Raw genomic sequence first — 13435 nt, 5'->3', positions numbered from 1 at the left:
TGCGCCAGCCGCCGCAGGGGGAGCACCGCCATGTCCACCAAGTCGCCTACCGGCACGTCCGGACGGGTCAGCCCGCTCCGGTTGCTGGCGGCGTTCTTGCTGTCCCTGGTGGTGATCTCGGCCAGCAACTACGGGCTGACGCTGATCGGGACCGCGATCTTCTCCGCGCCCGACGACTTCTGCGCCTTCCAGCCCCGGTACTCGGTGCCGATGACCCTGGAATGGGTCGCGCTGGCCACCGTCGTGTGGGGGGCGCTTGTCCACTACAACCGCCGGCCGGCGTGGTGGTTCTACCAGCTCAGCCGGGGGTTCGTGGCCGCCGCGGTGCTGTCCAGCCTGTTCGCCCTGGCCACCTGGCGGTCGGTGCTGGGCGTGGTGACGCTGGACATCATGGTGGTGGTCGGCGCGACCGTGACCTACCTGGCGCTGACCAGGATCGCGCCGACCAGTCAGCTCGCTACTGCCTGAGCATCTCGGCGACGAGGAAGGCCAGCTCCAGCGACTGCTGCGTGTTCAGCCGCGGGTCGCAGGCCGTCTCGTAGCGGCCGGCCAGGTCGTCGTCGGAGATCTCCTGCGCGCCGCCCAGGCACTCGGTGACGTCCTCGCCGGTCAGCTCGATGTGGATGCCGCCGGGGTGGGTGCCCAGCTGGCGGTGCACCTCGAAGAAGCCCTGCACCTCGTCGACGATGCGGTCGAAGTGGCGGGTCTTGTAGCCGGTGGTCGACTCGTGGGTGTTGCCGTGCATCGGGTCGCACTGCCAGACCACCAGGTGGCCCGACGCGGTGACCTTCTCCACGATGGCCGGCAGCACGTCGCGGACCTTGTGGTTGCCCATCCGGGAGATCAGCGTCAGCCGGCCCGGCACGTTGTTCGGGTCCAGCCGCTCCACGTACTCCACGGCCATCTCGGGCGTGGTGGTCGGGCCGATCTTCAGGCCGATCGGGTTGGCGATCAGCTCGGCCAGCGCCACGTGCGCGCCGTCCAGCTGGCGGGTGCGCTCGCCGACCCACAGGAAGTGCGAGGACAGGTCGTACAGCTTGGTGTGCTCGCCGTCGCGGTGGTCAAGGTCCAGCCGCAGCATGGCCCGCTCGTAGTCCAGCAGCAGGGCCTCGTGGCTGGCGAAGATCTCCACCGTGTGCAGCGAGGTGTCGGTCACGCCGCAGGCCGACATGAAGCGCAGGCCGCGGTCGATCTCACTGGCCAGCTTCTCGTAGCGCTCGCCGGCCCGGGAGGTGCGGACGAAGTCCTTGTTCCAGTCGTGCACCTTGGTCAGGTCGGCCATGCCGGTCGCGGTGGAGGCCCGCAGCAGGTTCATCGCCGCGCTGGCGTTGGCGTACGCGCGGATCATGCGCGACGGGTCCGGCACGCGGGCCTCGGGCGTCGCGACCAGGGAGTTGACGATGTCGCCGCGGTAGACCGGCAGGCCCAGCGAGTCCACGCCCTGGGAGCGGGGCTTGGCGTACTGGCCGGCGATGCGGGCCACCTTCACCACCGGCAGGCTCGCGCCGTAGGTGAGCACGACGGCCATCTGCAACAGGGTGCGGACGTTGGCGCGGATGTGGGGTTCGGTGTTGCTGGCGAAGGTCTCGGCGCAGTCGCCGCCCTGGAGCAGGAAGGCCTCGCCGCGGGCCACCTCGGCCAGGCGCGAGCGCAGCAGGTCCACCTCGGCCGGCACGGTGATCGGCGGCACGCTCTCCAGCACGGTGCGGGCCATCTTGGTCTGTTCGGCGTCGGGCCACTCGGGTTGCTGTGCGGCCGGGCGGGCCAGCGCCTCGTCGAGTCTCCGGCGCAGCGTCGGGGGCAGCGGCGGCAGCTCGGGCAGCGTGTCCACCGGCACGTCCACGGTCCAGTTCACGGTCTCAAGCGTAAGGGGTGACCTTTCTTGATCGGTGACGATCCGCCCTTCTCACGCTCCGGGGCCGCTCGACCGTGAGCGAGGATGGCCCGATGACCTTCTCCCCTGTCCCCGCGCGCGATCCGTCGGGATTGAGCGCCCACGACGCGCTCGCCCTGCTCCGGACGGCCGTCGACAACGTCCGACGGGACTATCCGGGGCACTGGACCCATGTCGTCGCGGGCGAGGCCGACCTGGTGCCGCAGCGGGCCGTGCACCCGGCGTTCGCCGGCTCCTTCGACTGGCACTCGTGCGTGCACCAGACCTGGCTCATCGTTCGCCTGCGGCGGCTGCTGCCGTCGCTGCCGATCGACGGCGGCGCGGTGCTCGACGAGCTGCTGACGCCGGAGAACTGCCAGGTCGAGGCCGATTTCTTCGCCTCAGACCGCGGGCGCAGCTGGGAGCGTCCGTACGGCTGGGCGTGGCTGCTGACCCTGGACGCCGAGCTGCGGACGGCCGAGTTCCCGTGGGCCGCCGCCCTGCGGCCGCTGGCCGAGGTCCTGCGCTCGCGGTGGCTGGCGTGGATCAACTCCTGCCGGCTGCCGATCCGGGAGGGCGCGCACCAGAACACCGCCTTCGCCGCCGGGCTGGTGCTGGACGCGGCCCGGGCCGTCGGCGACGAGGAGTTGGCGGCCAGCTGCGTGGCGGCGGCCCGCCGCTGGTATCTCGGTGACGTTGCTTACGGGGCGTACGAGCCGGGGGCCTACGACTTCCTCTCGCCGGCCCTGATCGAGGCCGACCTCATGCGCCGGGCCCTGCCAGCCGCCGAGTTCTCGGCCTGGTTCGAGGGTTTCCTGCCCGATCTCGACACCCCGCGCTGGCAGGTGCTGCGGTCGCCGGTCGTCGTCGACGACCCGACCGACCCGTTCCAGTCGCACCTGGCCGGCCTGGCCCTGAGCCGCTCGTGGTGCTGGCGCGACCTCGCCCCGGCCCTGCCGGCGCGGTTCGCGTCGCTGGCCGAGCCGGCCGCGGCCGCGCACCGGACCGCCGGCTGGAGCCACGTCTTCGGCAACGGCTACGGGTCCGACCATTGGCTGGGCACCTTCGCCGCGTACCTGGACCTGGGCGCGCTTGACTCCGGGCCGAAACAGAAGTAAACAGAAGCATCCGGACAGGAAAGCGGGTGCATTCGGGTGTACGCACGGGAGCGGCAGCAGCGCATCGCCGCGCGGGCGCGTTCCCTCGGCAAGGTCGACGTGATGACCCTGTCGGCCGACCTGGGCGTGACCCCCGAGACCATCCGCCGCGACCTGACCGCCCTCGAGGAGCACGGCGTCGTGCGGCGAGTGCACGGCGGCGCCATCCCGGCCGACCGCTGGGGCCTGGAACCCCAGCTGGCCGCCCGGGAAACCGTGATGACCGACGAGAAGGAACGCATCGCCCTGGCCGCGATGGAGCACCTCCCGCCAGAGGGCTCCATCCTCATCGAGTCCGGCTCCACCCCGGCCAAGCTCGCCTCGCTGCTGCCGCACGACCGCGCCCTCACCGTGATCACCCCGGCCCTGCCGGTGGCCCTCGCCCTGGCCGCCCATCCGTTGCTCACGGTGTTGACCCTCGGCGGCCGCGTCCGGGCCACCACCCTGGCCGAGGTCGACTCGTGGGCGGCCGCCCGCCTGCGTGACGTCTACGCCGATGTGGCGTTCCTCGGCACCAACGGCCTGTCGGTCGGGCGGGGCCTCACCACCCCCGACCACGCCGAGGCCGAGCTCAAGGCCCTGATGATCAGGGCCGCCCGCAAGACCGTGCTGCTGGCCGACCACACCAAGATCGGCGCCGTCTGCCTGCACCGGTACGCCGACCTGGCCGATGTCGACGTGCTGATCACCGACGACGGGCTGGCCCCGGAGCTGGCGGCGGAGATCGAGGCGGCGGGGCCGGAGGTGATCCGGGCATGATCGTCACCCTCACCCCCAACCCCGCGGTCGACCGGACCGTCGCCGTTCCCGCCCTGCTGCGCGGCGAGATCCTGCGGGCGTCGGCCCCGATGGTCGAGGCCAGCGGCAAGGGCGTGAACGTCGCCAAGGCCCTGCTGGGCAACGGCTACGCGGCCAAGGCGGTCCTGGTGGCGGACCGGGCGCTGCGGGAGCTGCTGTCCGAGGCGGCGGTGCCGTTCGAGGCGATCGACGGCCCGGTGCGGACCAACGTGAGCCTGCTGGAGCCGGACGGCACGGTGACCAAGGTCAACGAGCCCGGGATGGAACTGTCCGAAGCGGACCGTGAACGGCTGCTGGCGATGACCCTGGCCGCCGGGGGAGACGTGATCGCGGCCAGCGGGAGCCTGCCGCCGGGCACGCCCGGCGACTTCTACGCCGAGCTGGTGGACCGCGCCGCGGCGCCGGTCGCCGTGGACACCTCCGGTTCGGCGCTGAAGGCCGTCATCGCCGCCCGGCCGCTGCTGGTCAAGCCGAACCTGGACGAGCTGGCCGAGCTGGTCGGCCGGCGCCCGCAAACGCTTGCCGACGCGGTGGAAGCGGCCGACGCGGTCCGGGCCGATGGCGCCCGGGCGGTGCTGGTCAGCCTGGGCGCGGACGGCGCCGTGCTGGTCGACGCCAGCGGAGCCACCCACGGCGAGTCCGTTGTGGACCGTCCGAGGAACACGGTCGGCGCCGGCGACGCGCTGCTGGCCGGCTTCCTCGCCGGCGGCCTGCCCGAGGCGTTGGCCTACGCCGCGGCGGCGGTCCGGCACCTGGGCACGCACGCCCCGCCGGTCACGGCCGAGGACCGGGCCGCGGTCCGGGTGCACGAGCAGATCGACGGCAGCCGACGGTTGGGATGAAGGAGACTCAGATGCGCACGGTGGTGGTAGGGGACCACTTCATCCCCGCCGAGTACTACGTGACGGCGCTGCGGGAGGTCTGCGGTCCCGAGTTCGGGCCGGTGACCACGGTGGAGTGGGCCGGCGACAAGAAGGCCCAGCACACCGACCAGCAGCGGATGGAGTGGGACGGGCCGGAGTCGGTGCCGGCCCCGCGGGAGATCATCGACGCGGTGGCCGAGGCCGAGGTGCTGGCCCTGCACTTCGCCCCGGTGCCGAAGGCGGTGCTGGACGCGGCCCCGGCGCTCAAGGCGGTCGTGGTGGCGCGGGCGGGCCTGGAGAACGTGGACCGGGCGGCGGCCGAGGAACGCGGCATCGAGGTGTTCGGGGTGGCCGGCCGCAACGCCAGCGCGGTCGCGGAGCTGGCGATCGGCCTGATGCTGTCGGAGGCCCGGGACATCGCCCGCGCGGACGCGTCGATCAAGGCCGGCGGCTGGCGCAAGGAGTTCCCGTCGCCGGGACAGGAGATCGGCTCGGCCACGGTCGGCCTGGTCGGCTTCGGGCACGTCGGCCGGCAGCTGGCCGGCAAGCTCCGGGGCTTCGGGCCGCGCCTGCTGGTGCACGATCCCTTCGTCTACGACGAGGAGTTGGCGGAGTTCGGGGCCGAGCGGGCCGAGCTGCGGGACGTCTTCGCCGCGTCGGACTTCCTCAGCCTGCAGGCCCGGGTCACCCCGGAGAACGAGCGCTTCATCGGGGCCGAGCTGCTGGGCCTGATGAAGCCCACGGCCTACTTCCTCAACGTCGGCCGGAGTCGGCTGCTCGACTACGACGCCCTGTACCGGGTGCTGGCCGAGGGCCGCATCGCCGGCGCGGCGCTCGACGTGTACGACGAGGAGCCGCTGCCGGCCGACTCCCCGTGGCGCACGCTCGACAACGTCACCCTGACCCCGCACTACGCCGGCGACACGCTGGACACCAACCGCACCTCGGCCCGCCTGGTCGCCGAACGGATCGCCTCGCTGTGAGTGGCTACCTACTGGGCGTGGACGCCGGCCAGACCGCGACCAAGGCGGTGCTGTTCGACCTCGCCGGCCGGCCCGTCGCGGTCGGCTCGACCCGGTGCCCCACCGTGAATCCGCACCCGCGCTGGGTGGAGCGGGACATGGACGACGTCTGGACGGCCGCCGCCGACGCGATCCGCCAGTGCCTAGACAATCTGGGCCTCGACAATCTGGGCATCGACAGTGTGGGCAGTCCGGGCGAGATCCTGGCCGTCGGCGTGGTCGGCCACAACGACGGCATGTACGCCGTGGACGCCGCCGGGCGGCCGGTGCGGCCGGGCATCACCGCCATGGATTCCCGGGCCTACCAGGAGGTCGAGCGCTGGCGGCCGGTGTTCGACGAGGTGCTGGCGCTGACCGGCCAGGTGCCCTTCGAGGCCTCGCCGGCCGCCCTGACCGCCCACCTGCTGCGGCACGAGCCGGAAGTGATGGCCGAGGCCCGGTGGCTGCTGTTCTGCAAGGACTGGCTGCGGCTGCGGCTGACCGGCGAGGTCGCGACCGACCGAACCGAGGCCAGCGCCTCATTCTGCGATGTGCGGGCGGGGGAGTACAGCGACCGTGCCCTGGAGTTGTTGGGGCTCAGCGGTGTTCGGGACAAGCTGCCGCCGATTCGGGGCTGCGCCGAGGTTGTCGGGGCCGTGACGGCCGAGGCCGCCGAGCGCACCGGCCTGGCCGTCGGCACCCCGGTCGTCGGCGGCGCGCACGACGTCGACGCCGCCGCGATCGGCGACGGTGTCCTGCACGCGGGCCAGCTTTCCTTGGTGGCCGGCACTTTCAGCATCAACCAGGTGATCTCCGACGCGGTGTCGACCGACACCCGCTGGCAGGCCCGGGGCTGGCTCACCCCCGGCCGCTGGCTCAACATGTCCACCTCGCCGGCCTCGGCCACCAACCTGGACTGGCTGCTGCGCACCGTCACCGGTCCCGTCCCGCACGACGAGATCGACGCCGAGATCCTGGCCGTGGCCGGCGATTCCTCCGATGTCGTCTTCCACCCGTTCCTCTACGGCTCCCCGCACGGGCCCGGGGCCTCGGCCTCGTTCCTCGGCCTGCGCGGCTGGCACTCTCGCGGGCATCTGCTGCGTGCCCTGTACGAGGGCGTGGTGTGCAACCACCGCACCCACGTCGAGGCGCTGCGGGAGGCGTTCCCGATGGGCTCCGTGGCCAGGCTGTCCGGCGGCGGGGCGCGGAGCTCGGTCTGGCCCCAGATGTTCGCCGACGGCCTCGGCGTCGACATCGAGATCACCGACACCGCCGAGGCCGGCGCCCGTGGGGCCGCCGTCTTAGCCGGCATCGGCGTCGGCGTCTGGCCCGACCTGCCCGCCGCCGTCGCCGACACCGTGCGCGTCGACCGCCGCTACGCCCAGGATCCCCTTGGCGTGCAACGGTTCGACGACATCTACCGCCGCTACCTCGACCTCGTGCACGCCCTCGGCTAGCCGCATTTTCCGCGGTGAACAGCACCACCTGCTGGTCGCGCTCGGGCACGACGAGGATGTCGCAGCCCAGGACGATCGGCCCGAGCTGCGGGTGGTCGACGGTCTTGGTCAGGTGCCGCTGAGCCGAGACCTCGGCGCTGGGCCACCGGGCCGCGAACTCGGGGCTCAGCCGCAGCAGGTCGCGGACGATCTCCTGGGTGGCCGGGTCGTCGGGGTAGCGGGCGGCGGCCGCGCGCAGGTGGCCGACGGCGAACGCGCCGAAGTCGCCGCCGGTCAGCCAGGTGTCGCCAGGGCCTGCCATGGGCCGCCCCGGCCGGGGCATTGTGGTGTCATGACCGAGAAATTGCTGGACGGCAAGATCGCGCTCGTCACCGGGGCCAGCCGGGGCATCGGGGCCGCGGCGGCCCGGCTGTTCGCCCGCGAGGGGGCGACCGTGGTGCTCGCCGCGCGCACCGAGAGCGCGTTGAAGGAGCTGGCCGAGGAGATTCCCGGCGCGTCCCCTGTGGTCACCGACCTCGGCGACGTCGCCAGCATCGACCACGCCGTGGCGACCGTGATCGAGCGGCACGGCCGGCTCGACGTGGCCTTCAACAACGGCGCCATCGGGGTGCCGCCGCACCCGATCGCCGACTTTCCCGAGGACGACTTCGACCGGGTCGTGCAGGTCAACTTCAAGGGCGTCTTCTACGCCGTGTCGGCCGAGGTCAAGGTCATGACCCGGGGCGGCGCGATCGTCAACACCAGCAGCGTGGGCAGCCTTCGCGGCAATCCACCGCTGCCCGCCTACGGCGCCGCCAAGCGGGCCGTCAACAGCATCACCGAGTCCGCCGCCGTCACCTACGGGCCGCAGGGCATCCGGGTCAACGCCATCGCCCCCGGCCTCACCATGACCGAGATGGTCGAGGACTGGAACCGCCACGACCCCGGCGTCCTCGACCAGATCATCGCCGGCACCCCGCTCGGCCGCGCCGCCACCCCCGAGGAGATCGCCGAGGCCGCCGCCTGGCTGCTCAGCGACCGCGCCTCCTTCGTGACCGGTGTCGTGCTCCCCGTCACCGGCGGCGCCTCGGTTTAGGCCGTCAAGCTGCCCGGCGTCGGGCTAGTGCGGCGGGGTGACGCCGTCGCGGACGAAGGCCTCGTCGGGCTGGCAGGTGAGTTCCCCCGGCTTGAGCTCGACGCTGGCCGGCCGCCACACCTGGACCCTGCCGCCCTGCCGAGGCCGAACACGCACTGGTAGCCGGCGTAGTGGTCGCCGCCGCGAATGGCTACCGCGATATCGGTGCCGCGATCCCGGTCGCTCTCGTCGTCGCCGGGGCCGCGCTGGAGGAGGAACCAGCCGCCGACGGCCAGCACGGCGACGATGGCGACGATCACAAGCAGGGGCCGCATGTCGCCGACCGTAGCGGCGGGTGGACGCTGCGCGCATGAGTAGTTCCACCCGCACAGCTCTCCGACAGGTTCCCCGGAGGGAGCTCTGACCTGGCGCGGCAAGACTCGGTTGCGTGACCGCGATCCCGACCGCCGCTCGACCCAGGGGGCTGACGACGGCCCAGTGGCTGCTGGCCCTGCTCGGCCTCAACGCCATGTGGGTCACCGACCTGCTCGTGATGGACGGTGGCCTCAACGACAATCTGCTGACGGTGCTCGGCCGGGCCACCGGCCTGTACGGGGCGCTGCTGCTGGTGTTCCAGCTGTTCCTGATCGCCCGCGTGCCCTGGCTGGAACGGGCGCTGGGCATGGACTCGATGACGCGCTGGCACCGCTGGACCGGGTTCTGGGTGCTGTGGCTGCTGTTGGCCCACGTCGTGTTCATCACGCTGGGCTATGCCGCCGCCGACGGCAGTTCGCTGGTCGACGAGTTCGGCTCGCTGGTGTTCAACACCGACGACGTGCTCAAGGCGACGGTGGCGACGATCCTGCTGGTGGTCGTGGCCGTCACCTCGGCCCGCGCCGCCCGCCGCCGAATGCGTTACGAGACTTGGCATTTTGTGCATCTGTACGCCTATCTGGCGGTGATTCTCGGTTTCCTGCACCAGGTCACCGTCGGCCGCGACTTCGTGGGCTCGCCGGTCGCCACCGCCTACTGGTGGACCCTGTACGGCGCTTCGCTGGCGGCGATCCTGCTCGCTCGCGTGCTGATTCCGTTGTGGCGCAACGCAAGGCATCAGCTTCGGGTGCACTCCGTCGTCTACGAGTCGCCGAACGTGGTGTCGGTCCACATGACCGGCCGGCGGTTGAACGAGTTGCCGGCACGGGCGGGCCAGTTCTTCCTGTGGCGGTTCCTGACCCGGGATCGGTGGTGGGAGGCGCATCCGTACTCGCTGTCGGCCATGCCCAACGGCCGCGGCCTGCGGATCACCGTCAAGGCCCTGGGTGACGGCAGCGCCTGGCTGCGCACGATTCGGCCCGGCACAAGGGTTTTCGCCGAGGGCCCGTACGGCTCGTTCACGTCCGCCAAGAGCGGCCGGCGGGGTGTGCTGCTGATCGGCGGCGGTGTCGGCATCACGCCGATCCGCGCGCTGATGGAGGAGCTGCGCGGCGACGTCGTCGCCGTCTATCGCGCCAACCAGTGGGAAGACGCCGTGCTGGCCAACGAGTTGCGGCAGCTGGCCCAGCGCGCCCGGGCCCATCTGCACATGGTTGTCGGCCCCGTCGACGACCGCCTGCTCAGCGCCGGCCACCTGGCCTCGCTCGTGCCCGACATCCGCCAGCGGGACGTGTTCGTGTGCGGTCCGCCCGGCATGACCGAGGCCGTGCTGGCCACCCTGCGGGCGCTGGACGTGCCCGCCGACCAATGCCACGCCGAACGCTTCGCGTTCGCCGCCTGAGAAAGGGTTTCTCCCATGCGCCGTGCCGCCATCGCCCTGGTGCTCACCGCCGCCGGCCTCGTGCCGCTGCTGCGCTACCACCCGAGCACGACGACCGCCGCCGTCGCTGTCACCGCCACCACGCCCACCCCCGGCGCCGCCGCCCCGTCGACCTCGTCGTCTTCCGGCAGCGGCACCAGAACCGTCACCGGCTCCGAGGTTCAGACGGAGTTCGGTCCCTACCAGGTGCAGGCCACGTTCAACGGCGCCACCATCACCGACGTGCAGCTGGTGATCACGCCGTCGGACCGCCGCAGCCAGCTCATCGCCAGCTCCGCCGCCCCCACCCTCCGCCAGGAGGCGCTACAGGCCCAGAGCGCCAAGATCGACACCGTGTCCGGCGCCACCGCCACCAGCGAGGCCTACGCCCAGTCCCTCCAGGCCGCCATCGACGCCGCCTGACGACCTCCACACCGGCGTCCGCTACCGCAAGTCGTTCTGGGCCAACGCCCGCTGCTCCGCCGGCGTGAACGGCGGGGCCAGCAGCGGTGGATCGGCCGGCCCGAGCAGGGTGGCCAGCACGGCTTGCGGGGAGAACACCCGGCTGGCGGGGGACGTGAGGGTGTAGACATCCAGTTGCAGCGCGAAGAGATCCTGCCGCCGGCGGGCGACGCGGGCCATGCGGTCGGAGTAGGCGTAGAGGAGCCGGGACCGAAGGTCTGGCCGAACCCCGTCCAGGAGTTGTTGGCTGCGGACGTCCTGACCGACGGCGAGCTGCCAGGCGTCGAGGCCGCCGCTGGTGACGGAGGCCTGGATGATCTGGGCGGTGCCGGCGATCGGCCCGTGGCGGCGCAGGCCGTTGCGGATGGACAGGGCGTTGCGGGCGGCGACGGTCATGCCGTGCCCGTACACGGGGTTGAAGGCGCTGGAGGCGTCGCCGACGACGACAAAACCCTCGGGCCACGGGTGGATGGTGTCGTAGCGCCGCCGGCGGTTGTCGGCGGTGCGGTGGCCGGCGATGGGCCCGAGGGGCTCGGCGCTGGCCATCAGGTCGGCGAGCAGAGGGTGGCTCAGGTTCCGGGCGAAGGCCATGAACCCGTCCTCGTCGGTGGGCGGTTCGCCGCCGGGCAGGCCGCCGAAGGTGACCATCCACTTGCCGTCCTCGACCGGCATGAGCACGCCGCCGCGGGAGTACCGGTCCTCGATGCCGGCGACGTTGACCACCGGAAACTCGGGGTCGGTGTCGGGCGGCGACTGGAAGGTCCGGCTGGCGTAGGCGATCCCGTACCCGAACCGCTCCTCGGGCACGGCCGGCAGCCCCAGGTCGGTGAGCCAGCCGGGCGTCGCCGACGAGCGTCCCATGGCGTCGACCACGAAGTCGGCGGTCAGCTCCCGTTCGCCCCGGCTGTCCCGGTCCCGCACGAGGGCGCCGGTCACGCGGTCGGCGCCGCCGGTCAGGCCGATCACGTCGGCGCCTTCGATGTACTCGACGTTCGCGGGAATCCGTTGGCGCACCGTGAAGTCCAGCAGCGGCCGGCTGGCCGACACGAACGTCTGGTTGCTGGGGTAGCGCCGGTTCCAGATGCCCAAGGTCATCCCGACGAGCCGGCGCGGCACGTCGATCCGCTGCCCGCCGGCGGCGACCAGGGCGTCGATGGCGCCGGGCAGCAGGTCGTCGATGGCCCGGGCCCCGGACGACATCAGGTTGTGCACGTGCCGGCTCTGCGGCACCCCCTTGCGCGGTTCGGGACCGGCGGGCAGCCGGTCCCGTTCCACGATGGTCACGCTGTCGCAGTGTTCGGCGAGGGCGGCGGCGGCCAGCGTGCCGGCCAGTCCGCCGCCCAGTACGAGTCCCTTCACGGAACCCGAAGCTACCGCCTACTTCTCCGGCTTCGGCAGGGAAAGCCCGAAGTCGTCGTCCACTACTCCATTGGTGGCGGGCTTGGCCTCGGTCGCCTTGGCCAGTTGCATGCTGTCCATCAGCTGGCGGGCCATGCCGAAGCCGGCGCCGCCCAGCGACAGGGCCTTGGTGAACAGCTCGGTGACGCCCTCGGCGCCGTTGAGCACCACCATGTTGTCGACGCCTGCGAACGCCTGCGCGCCGGCGGCCACGATGGCCGGCCAGTTCTCGGCGAGCTCCTGCGCCACAACGGCTTCCTGGTTCTCGGCCAGCGCCGCCGCGCGGGCCTTGATCGCCTCGGCCTCGGCCAGGCCCTTGGCGCGGGCGGCTTCCGCCTCGGCCAGACCCTGGGCCTTGGCCGCCGCGGCCTCCGCCTCACCGGTGGCCCGGGTGGCGGCCGCCTCGGCCTCACCGCGGGCCTTGGTCGCCTCGGCCTCGGCCGACGCCGCCGCCTTCACCCGGGTGGCGTCCGCCGCCGCGCGCAGCTCGGTCTCCTTGGCCTGCGCCTGGGCGCGGGCGATCTGCGCGTCGCGGTCGGCGTCGGCCAGGGTCCTGGTCTCGTACGCCTTGGCGTCGGCCGGCTTGCGGACCTGCGACTGGAGCCGCTGCTCGGACAGGGCGGCCTCCAGCTGGGCGGCCTTGGTCTCCTGCACGACGACCTCCTGGCGGGAGGTCGCCTCGGCCAGCGGGCCGGCCTGCTTGGTGCGGGCCGAGGCCTGGTCGATCTCGGCCTGGAACGCCGACTGCTTGATCTGGCTGTCGCGCCAGGCCGAGGCCTTGTTGGCCGCGGCGACCTGCTCGGCCTCGGTGGCCTCCTGGTCCCGCTGGGCCTCGGCGATGCGGGCCTGCGCGGCGACGGCGGCGGCGTGCGGCTTGCCCAGGTTGGCGATGTAGCCGGACGCGTCGTCGATCTCCTGGATCTGCAACGAGTCGACGACCAGGCCCAGCTTGCTCATCTCGTTGGCCGACGAGCTGCGCACCTCGGCGGTGAGCCGCTCGCGGTCCCGGATCAGCTCCTCGACGGTCAGCGCGCCGATGATCGAGCGCAGGTGGCCGGCGAACACGCTGTGGATCCGGGTGTCCATGGCGTTCTGCTGGTCGAGGAAGCGGCGCGCGGCGTTGGCGATGGACACGAAGTCGTCGCCCACCTTGTAGATCACCGCGCCCTGCACCCGGACCGGGATGCCCTGCTTGGTGACGCAGGAGACCACGATCTCGGCCGACCGCGTGTCCAGCGACAGCCGCCGCGCGGTCTGGAAGCCGGGCAGGACCAGCGTGCCCTTGCCCGTGACGATCTTGAACCCGAGGCTGTCCTCGCCGACCTGGACCTTCTTCGCGCCCAGCCCGGAGATGATCATGGCCTCGTTGGGCTCGGCCACGCGCCACAGCACTCGCAGGATGATGAACAGCACGATCAGCGCGACGACAACGCCGCCCACAATGACCAGTATGCCCGCGTTCATCTCGTTCTAACGCCCCCTCATGGCGCGTGGGGCACGCCGGTGCGCCCCACGCCCTCTGTCGTGGATGCCGACCAGACTTCCCGGCGCACCTTGGAGCACTGACGCTATGCCTCGGT

General features: G+C 72.2%; 14 protein-coding genes and 1 pseudogene. 10 read left to right on the top strand and 5 right to left on the bottom strand.

All coding sequences use genetic code 11. The features are described 5' to 3' along the window. Positions 1–30 precede the first annotated feature (30 nt). Positions 31–468, top strand: coding sequence for a hypothetical protein (locus tag ACIG5F_RS14035; RefSeq protein WP_396518044.1), 438 nt, complete (start codon positions 31–33; stop codon positions 466–468). Here the strand turns inward: ACIG5F_RS14035 and ACIG5F_RS14030 are convergent. Then, a complete protein-coding gene (locus tag ACIG5F_RS14030) occupies positions 458–1855 on the bottom strand; it encodes a class II 3-deoxy-7-phosphoheptulonate synthase (RefSeq protein WP_396518043.1) in 1398 nt (465 codons plus the stop codon). The genes ACIG5F_RS14035 and ACIG5F_RS14030 overlap by 11 nt on opposite strands. A gap of 92 nt (positions 1856–1947) precedes the next feature. Here ACIG5F_RS14030 and ACIG5F_RS14025 point away from each other — a divergent pair, with 92 nt between their 5' ends. The 5 genes from ACIG5F_RS14025 to ACIG5F_RS14005 are packed head-to-tail and all read left to right on the top strand — an operon-like array spanning position 1948 to position 7149. Then, on the top strand, positions 1948–2991 hold the full coding sequence (locus ACIG5F_RS14025; RefSeq protein ID WP_396518042.1) for a DUF2891 domain-containing protein: 1044 nt from the start codon (positions 1948–1950) through the stop codon (positions 2989–2991). A gap of 36 nt (positions 2992–3027) precedes the next feature. Next, the gene (locus tag ACIG5F_RS14020) at positions 3028–3789 is read left to right on the top strand and encodes a DeoR/GlpR family DNA-binding transcription regulator (protein WP_396518041.1); all 762 of its coding nucleotides are present in this window, start codon (positions 3028–3030) and stop codon (positions 3787–3789) included. Further along, a complete protein-coding gene (locus ACIG5F_RS14015) occupies positions 3786–4670 on the top strand; it encodes a 1-phosphofructokinase family hexose kinase (RefSeq protein ID WP_396518040.1) in 885 nt (294 codons plus the stop codon). The genes ACIG5F_RS14020 and ACIG5F_RS14015 overlap by 4 nt, the downstream gene beginning before the upstream one ends. 11 nt (positions 4671–4681) lie before the next feature. Beyond that, complete coding sequence (locus tag ACIG5F_RS14010; protein ID WP_396518039.1) at positions 4682–5674, top strand: 2-hydroxyacid dehydrogenase; 993 nt, start codon at positions 4682–4684, stop codon at positions 5672–5674. Then, positions 5671–7149, top strand: coding sequence for an FGGY-family carbohydrate kinase (locus ACIG5F_RS14005; RefSeq protein ID WP_396518038.1), 1479 nt, complete (start codon positions 5671–5673; stop codon positions 7147–7149). The genes ACIG5F_RS14010 and ACIG5F_RS14005 overlap by 4 nt, the downstream gene beginning before the upstream one ends. 55 nt (positions 7150–7204) lie before the next feature. On the opposite strand, the pseudogene ACIG5F_RS14000 reads toward ACIG5F_RS14005, so the two are convergent. Beyond that, positions 7205–7450: pseudogene (locus ACIG5F_RS14000) on the bottom strand (transcriptional regulator); the annotation flags it as partial. Positions 7451–7480: 30 nt separating this feature from the next. Between ACIG5F_RS14000 and ACIG5F_RS13995 the strand changes: the two are divergent. Then, entirely contained in the window at positions 7481–8224 is a 744-nt protein-coding gene (locus tag ACIG5F_RS13995; protein ID WP_396518037.1) for an SDR family NAD(P)-dependent oxidoreductase, read from the top strand. Positions 8225–8248: 24 nt separating this feature from the next. Here the strand turns inward: ACIG5F_RS13995 and ACIG5F_RS13990 are convergent, their stop codons facing one another. Beyond that, positions 8249–8380, bottom strand: coding sequence for a hypothetical protein (locus ACIG5F_RS13990; RefSeq protein ID WP_396518036.1), 132 nt, complete (start codon positions 8378–8380; stop codon positions 8249–8251). A gap of 14 nt (positions 8381–8394) precedes the next feature. Here ACIG5F_RS13990 and ACIG5F_RS13985 point away from each other — a divergent pair, with 14 nt between their 5' ends. From ACIG5F_RS13985 to ACIG5F_RS13975, 3 genes are all read left to right on the top strand, one after another. Further along, complete coding sequence (locus tag ACIG5F_RS13985; protein ID WP_396518035.1) at positions 8395–8577, top strand: hypothetical protein; 183 nt, start codon at positions 8395–8397, stop codon at positions 8575–8577. Between the two features lie 74 nt (positions 8578–8651). Beyond that, a complete protein-coding gene (locus tag ACIG5F_RS13980; RefSeq protein WP_396518034.1) occupies positions 8652–9977 on the top strand; it encodes a ferric reductase-like transmembrane domain-containing protein in 1326 nt (441 codons plus the stop codon). Positions 9978–9992: 15 nt separating this feature from the next. Continuing rightward, positions 9993–10418 (top strand): FMN-binding protein, encoded by a 426-nt coding sequence (locus tag ACIG5F_RS13975; protein ID WP_396518033.1) that lies wholly within the window; start codon positions 9993–9995, stop codon positions 10416–10418. A 21-nt stretch (positions 10419–10439) separates the two neighbouring features. Here the strand turns inward: ACIG5F_RS13975 and ACIG5F_RS13970 are convergent, their stop codons facing one another. Both ACIG5F_RS13970 and ACIG5F_RS13965 read right to left on the bottom strand, forming a co-directional pair. After that, positions 10440–11816 (bottom strand): FAD-dependent oxidoreductase, encoded by a 1377-nt coding sequence (locus tag ACIG5F_RS13970; protein WP_396518032.1) that lies wholly within the window; start codon positions 11814–11816, stop codon positions 10440–10442. 18 nt (positions 11817–11834) lie between these two features. After that, on the bottom strand, positions 11835–13319 hold the full coding sequence (locus ACIG5F_RS13965) for an SPFH domain-containing protein (RefSeq protein WP_396518031.1): 1485 nt from the start codon (positions 13317–13319) through the stop codon (positions 11835–11837). Positions 13320–13435: the final 116 nt, after the last annotated feature.

This window comes from Kutzneria sp. NPDC052558 (genome assembly GCF_044547355.1).
Taxonomy (GTDB): domain Bacteria; phylum Actinomycetota; class Actinomycetes; order Mycobacteriales; family Pseudonocardiaceae; genus Kutzneria.
The sequence above is the reverse complement of the archived record's forward strand: the minus strand, read 5'-3'. Positions and strand labels throughout refer to the sequence as shown.

Coding starts and splice junctions, on each gene's coding strand:
- ACIG5F_RS13995 (WP_396518037.1), top strand. CDS start 7,481: ATGACCGAGAAATTGCTGGACGGCAAGATCGCGCTCGTCACCGGGGCC.
- ACIG5F_RS14035 (WP_396518044.1), top strand. CDS start 31: ATGTCCACCAAGTCGCCTACCGGCACGTCCGGACGGGTCAGCCCGCTC.
- ACIG5F_RS14015 (WP_396518040.1), top strand. CDS start 3,786: ATGATCGTCACCCTCACCCCCAACCCCGCGGTCGACCGGACCGTCGCC.
- ACIG5F_RS14010 (WP_396518039.1), top strand. CDS start 4,682: ATGCGCACGGTGGTGGTAGGGGACCACTTCATCCCCGCCGAGTACTAC.
- ACIG5F_RS13965 (WP_396518031.1), bottom strand. CDS start 13,319: ATGAACGCGGGCATACTGGTCATTGTGGGCGGCGTTGTCGTCGCGCTG.
- ACIG5F_RS14025 (WP_396518042.1), top strand. CDS start 1,948: ATGACCTTCTCCCCTGTCCCCGCGCGCGATCCGTCGGGATTGAGCGCC.
- ACIG5F_RS13975 (WP_396518033.1), top strand. CDS start 9,993: ATGCGCCGTGCCGCCATCGCCCTGGTGCTCACCGCCGCCGGCCTCGTG.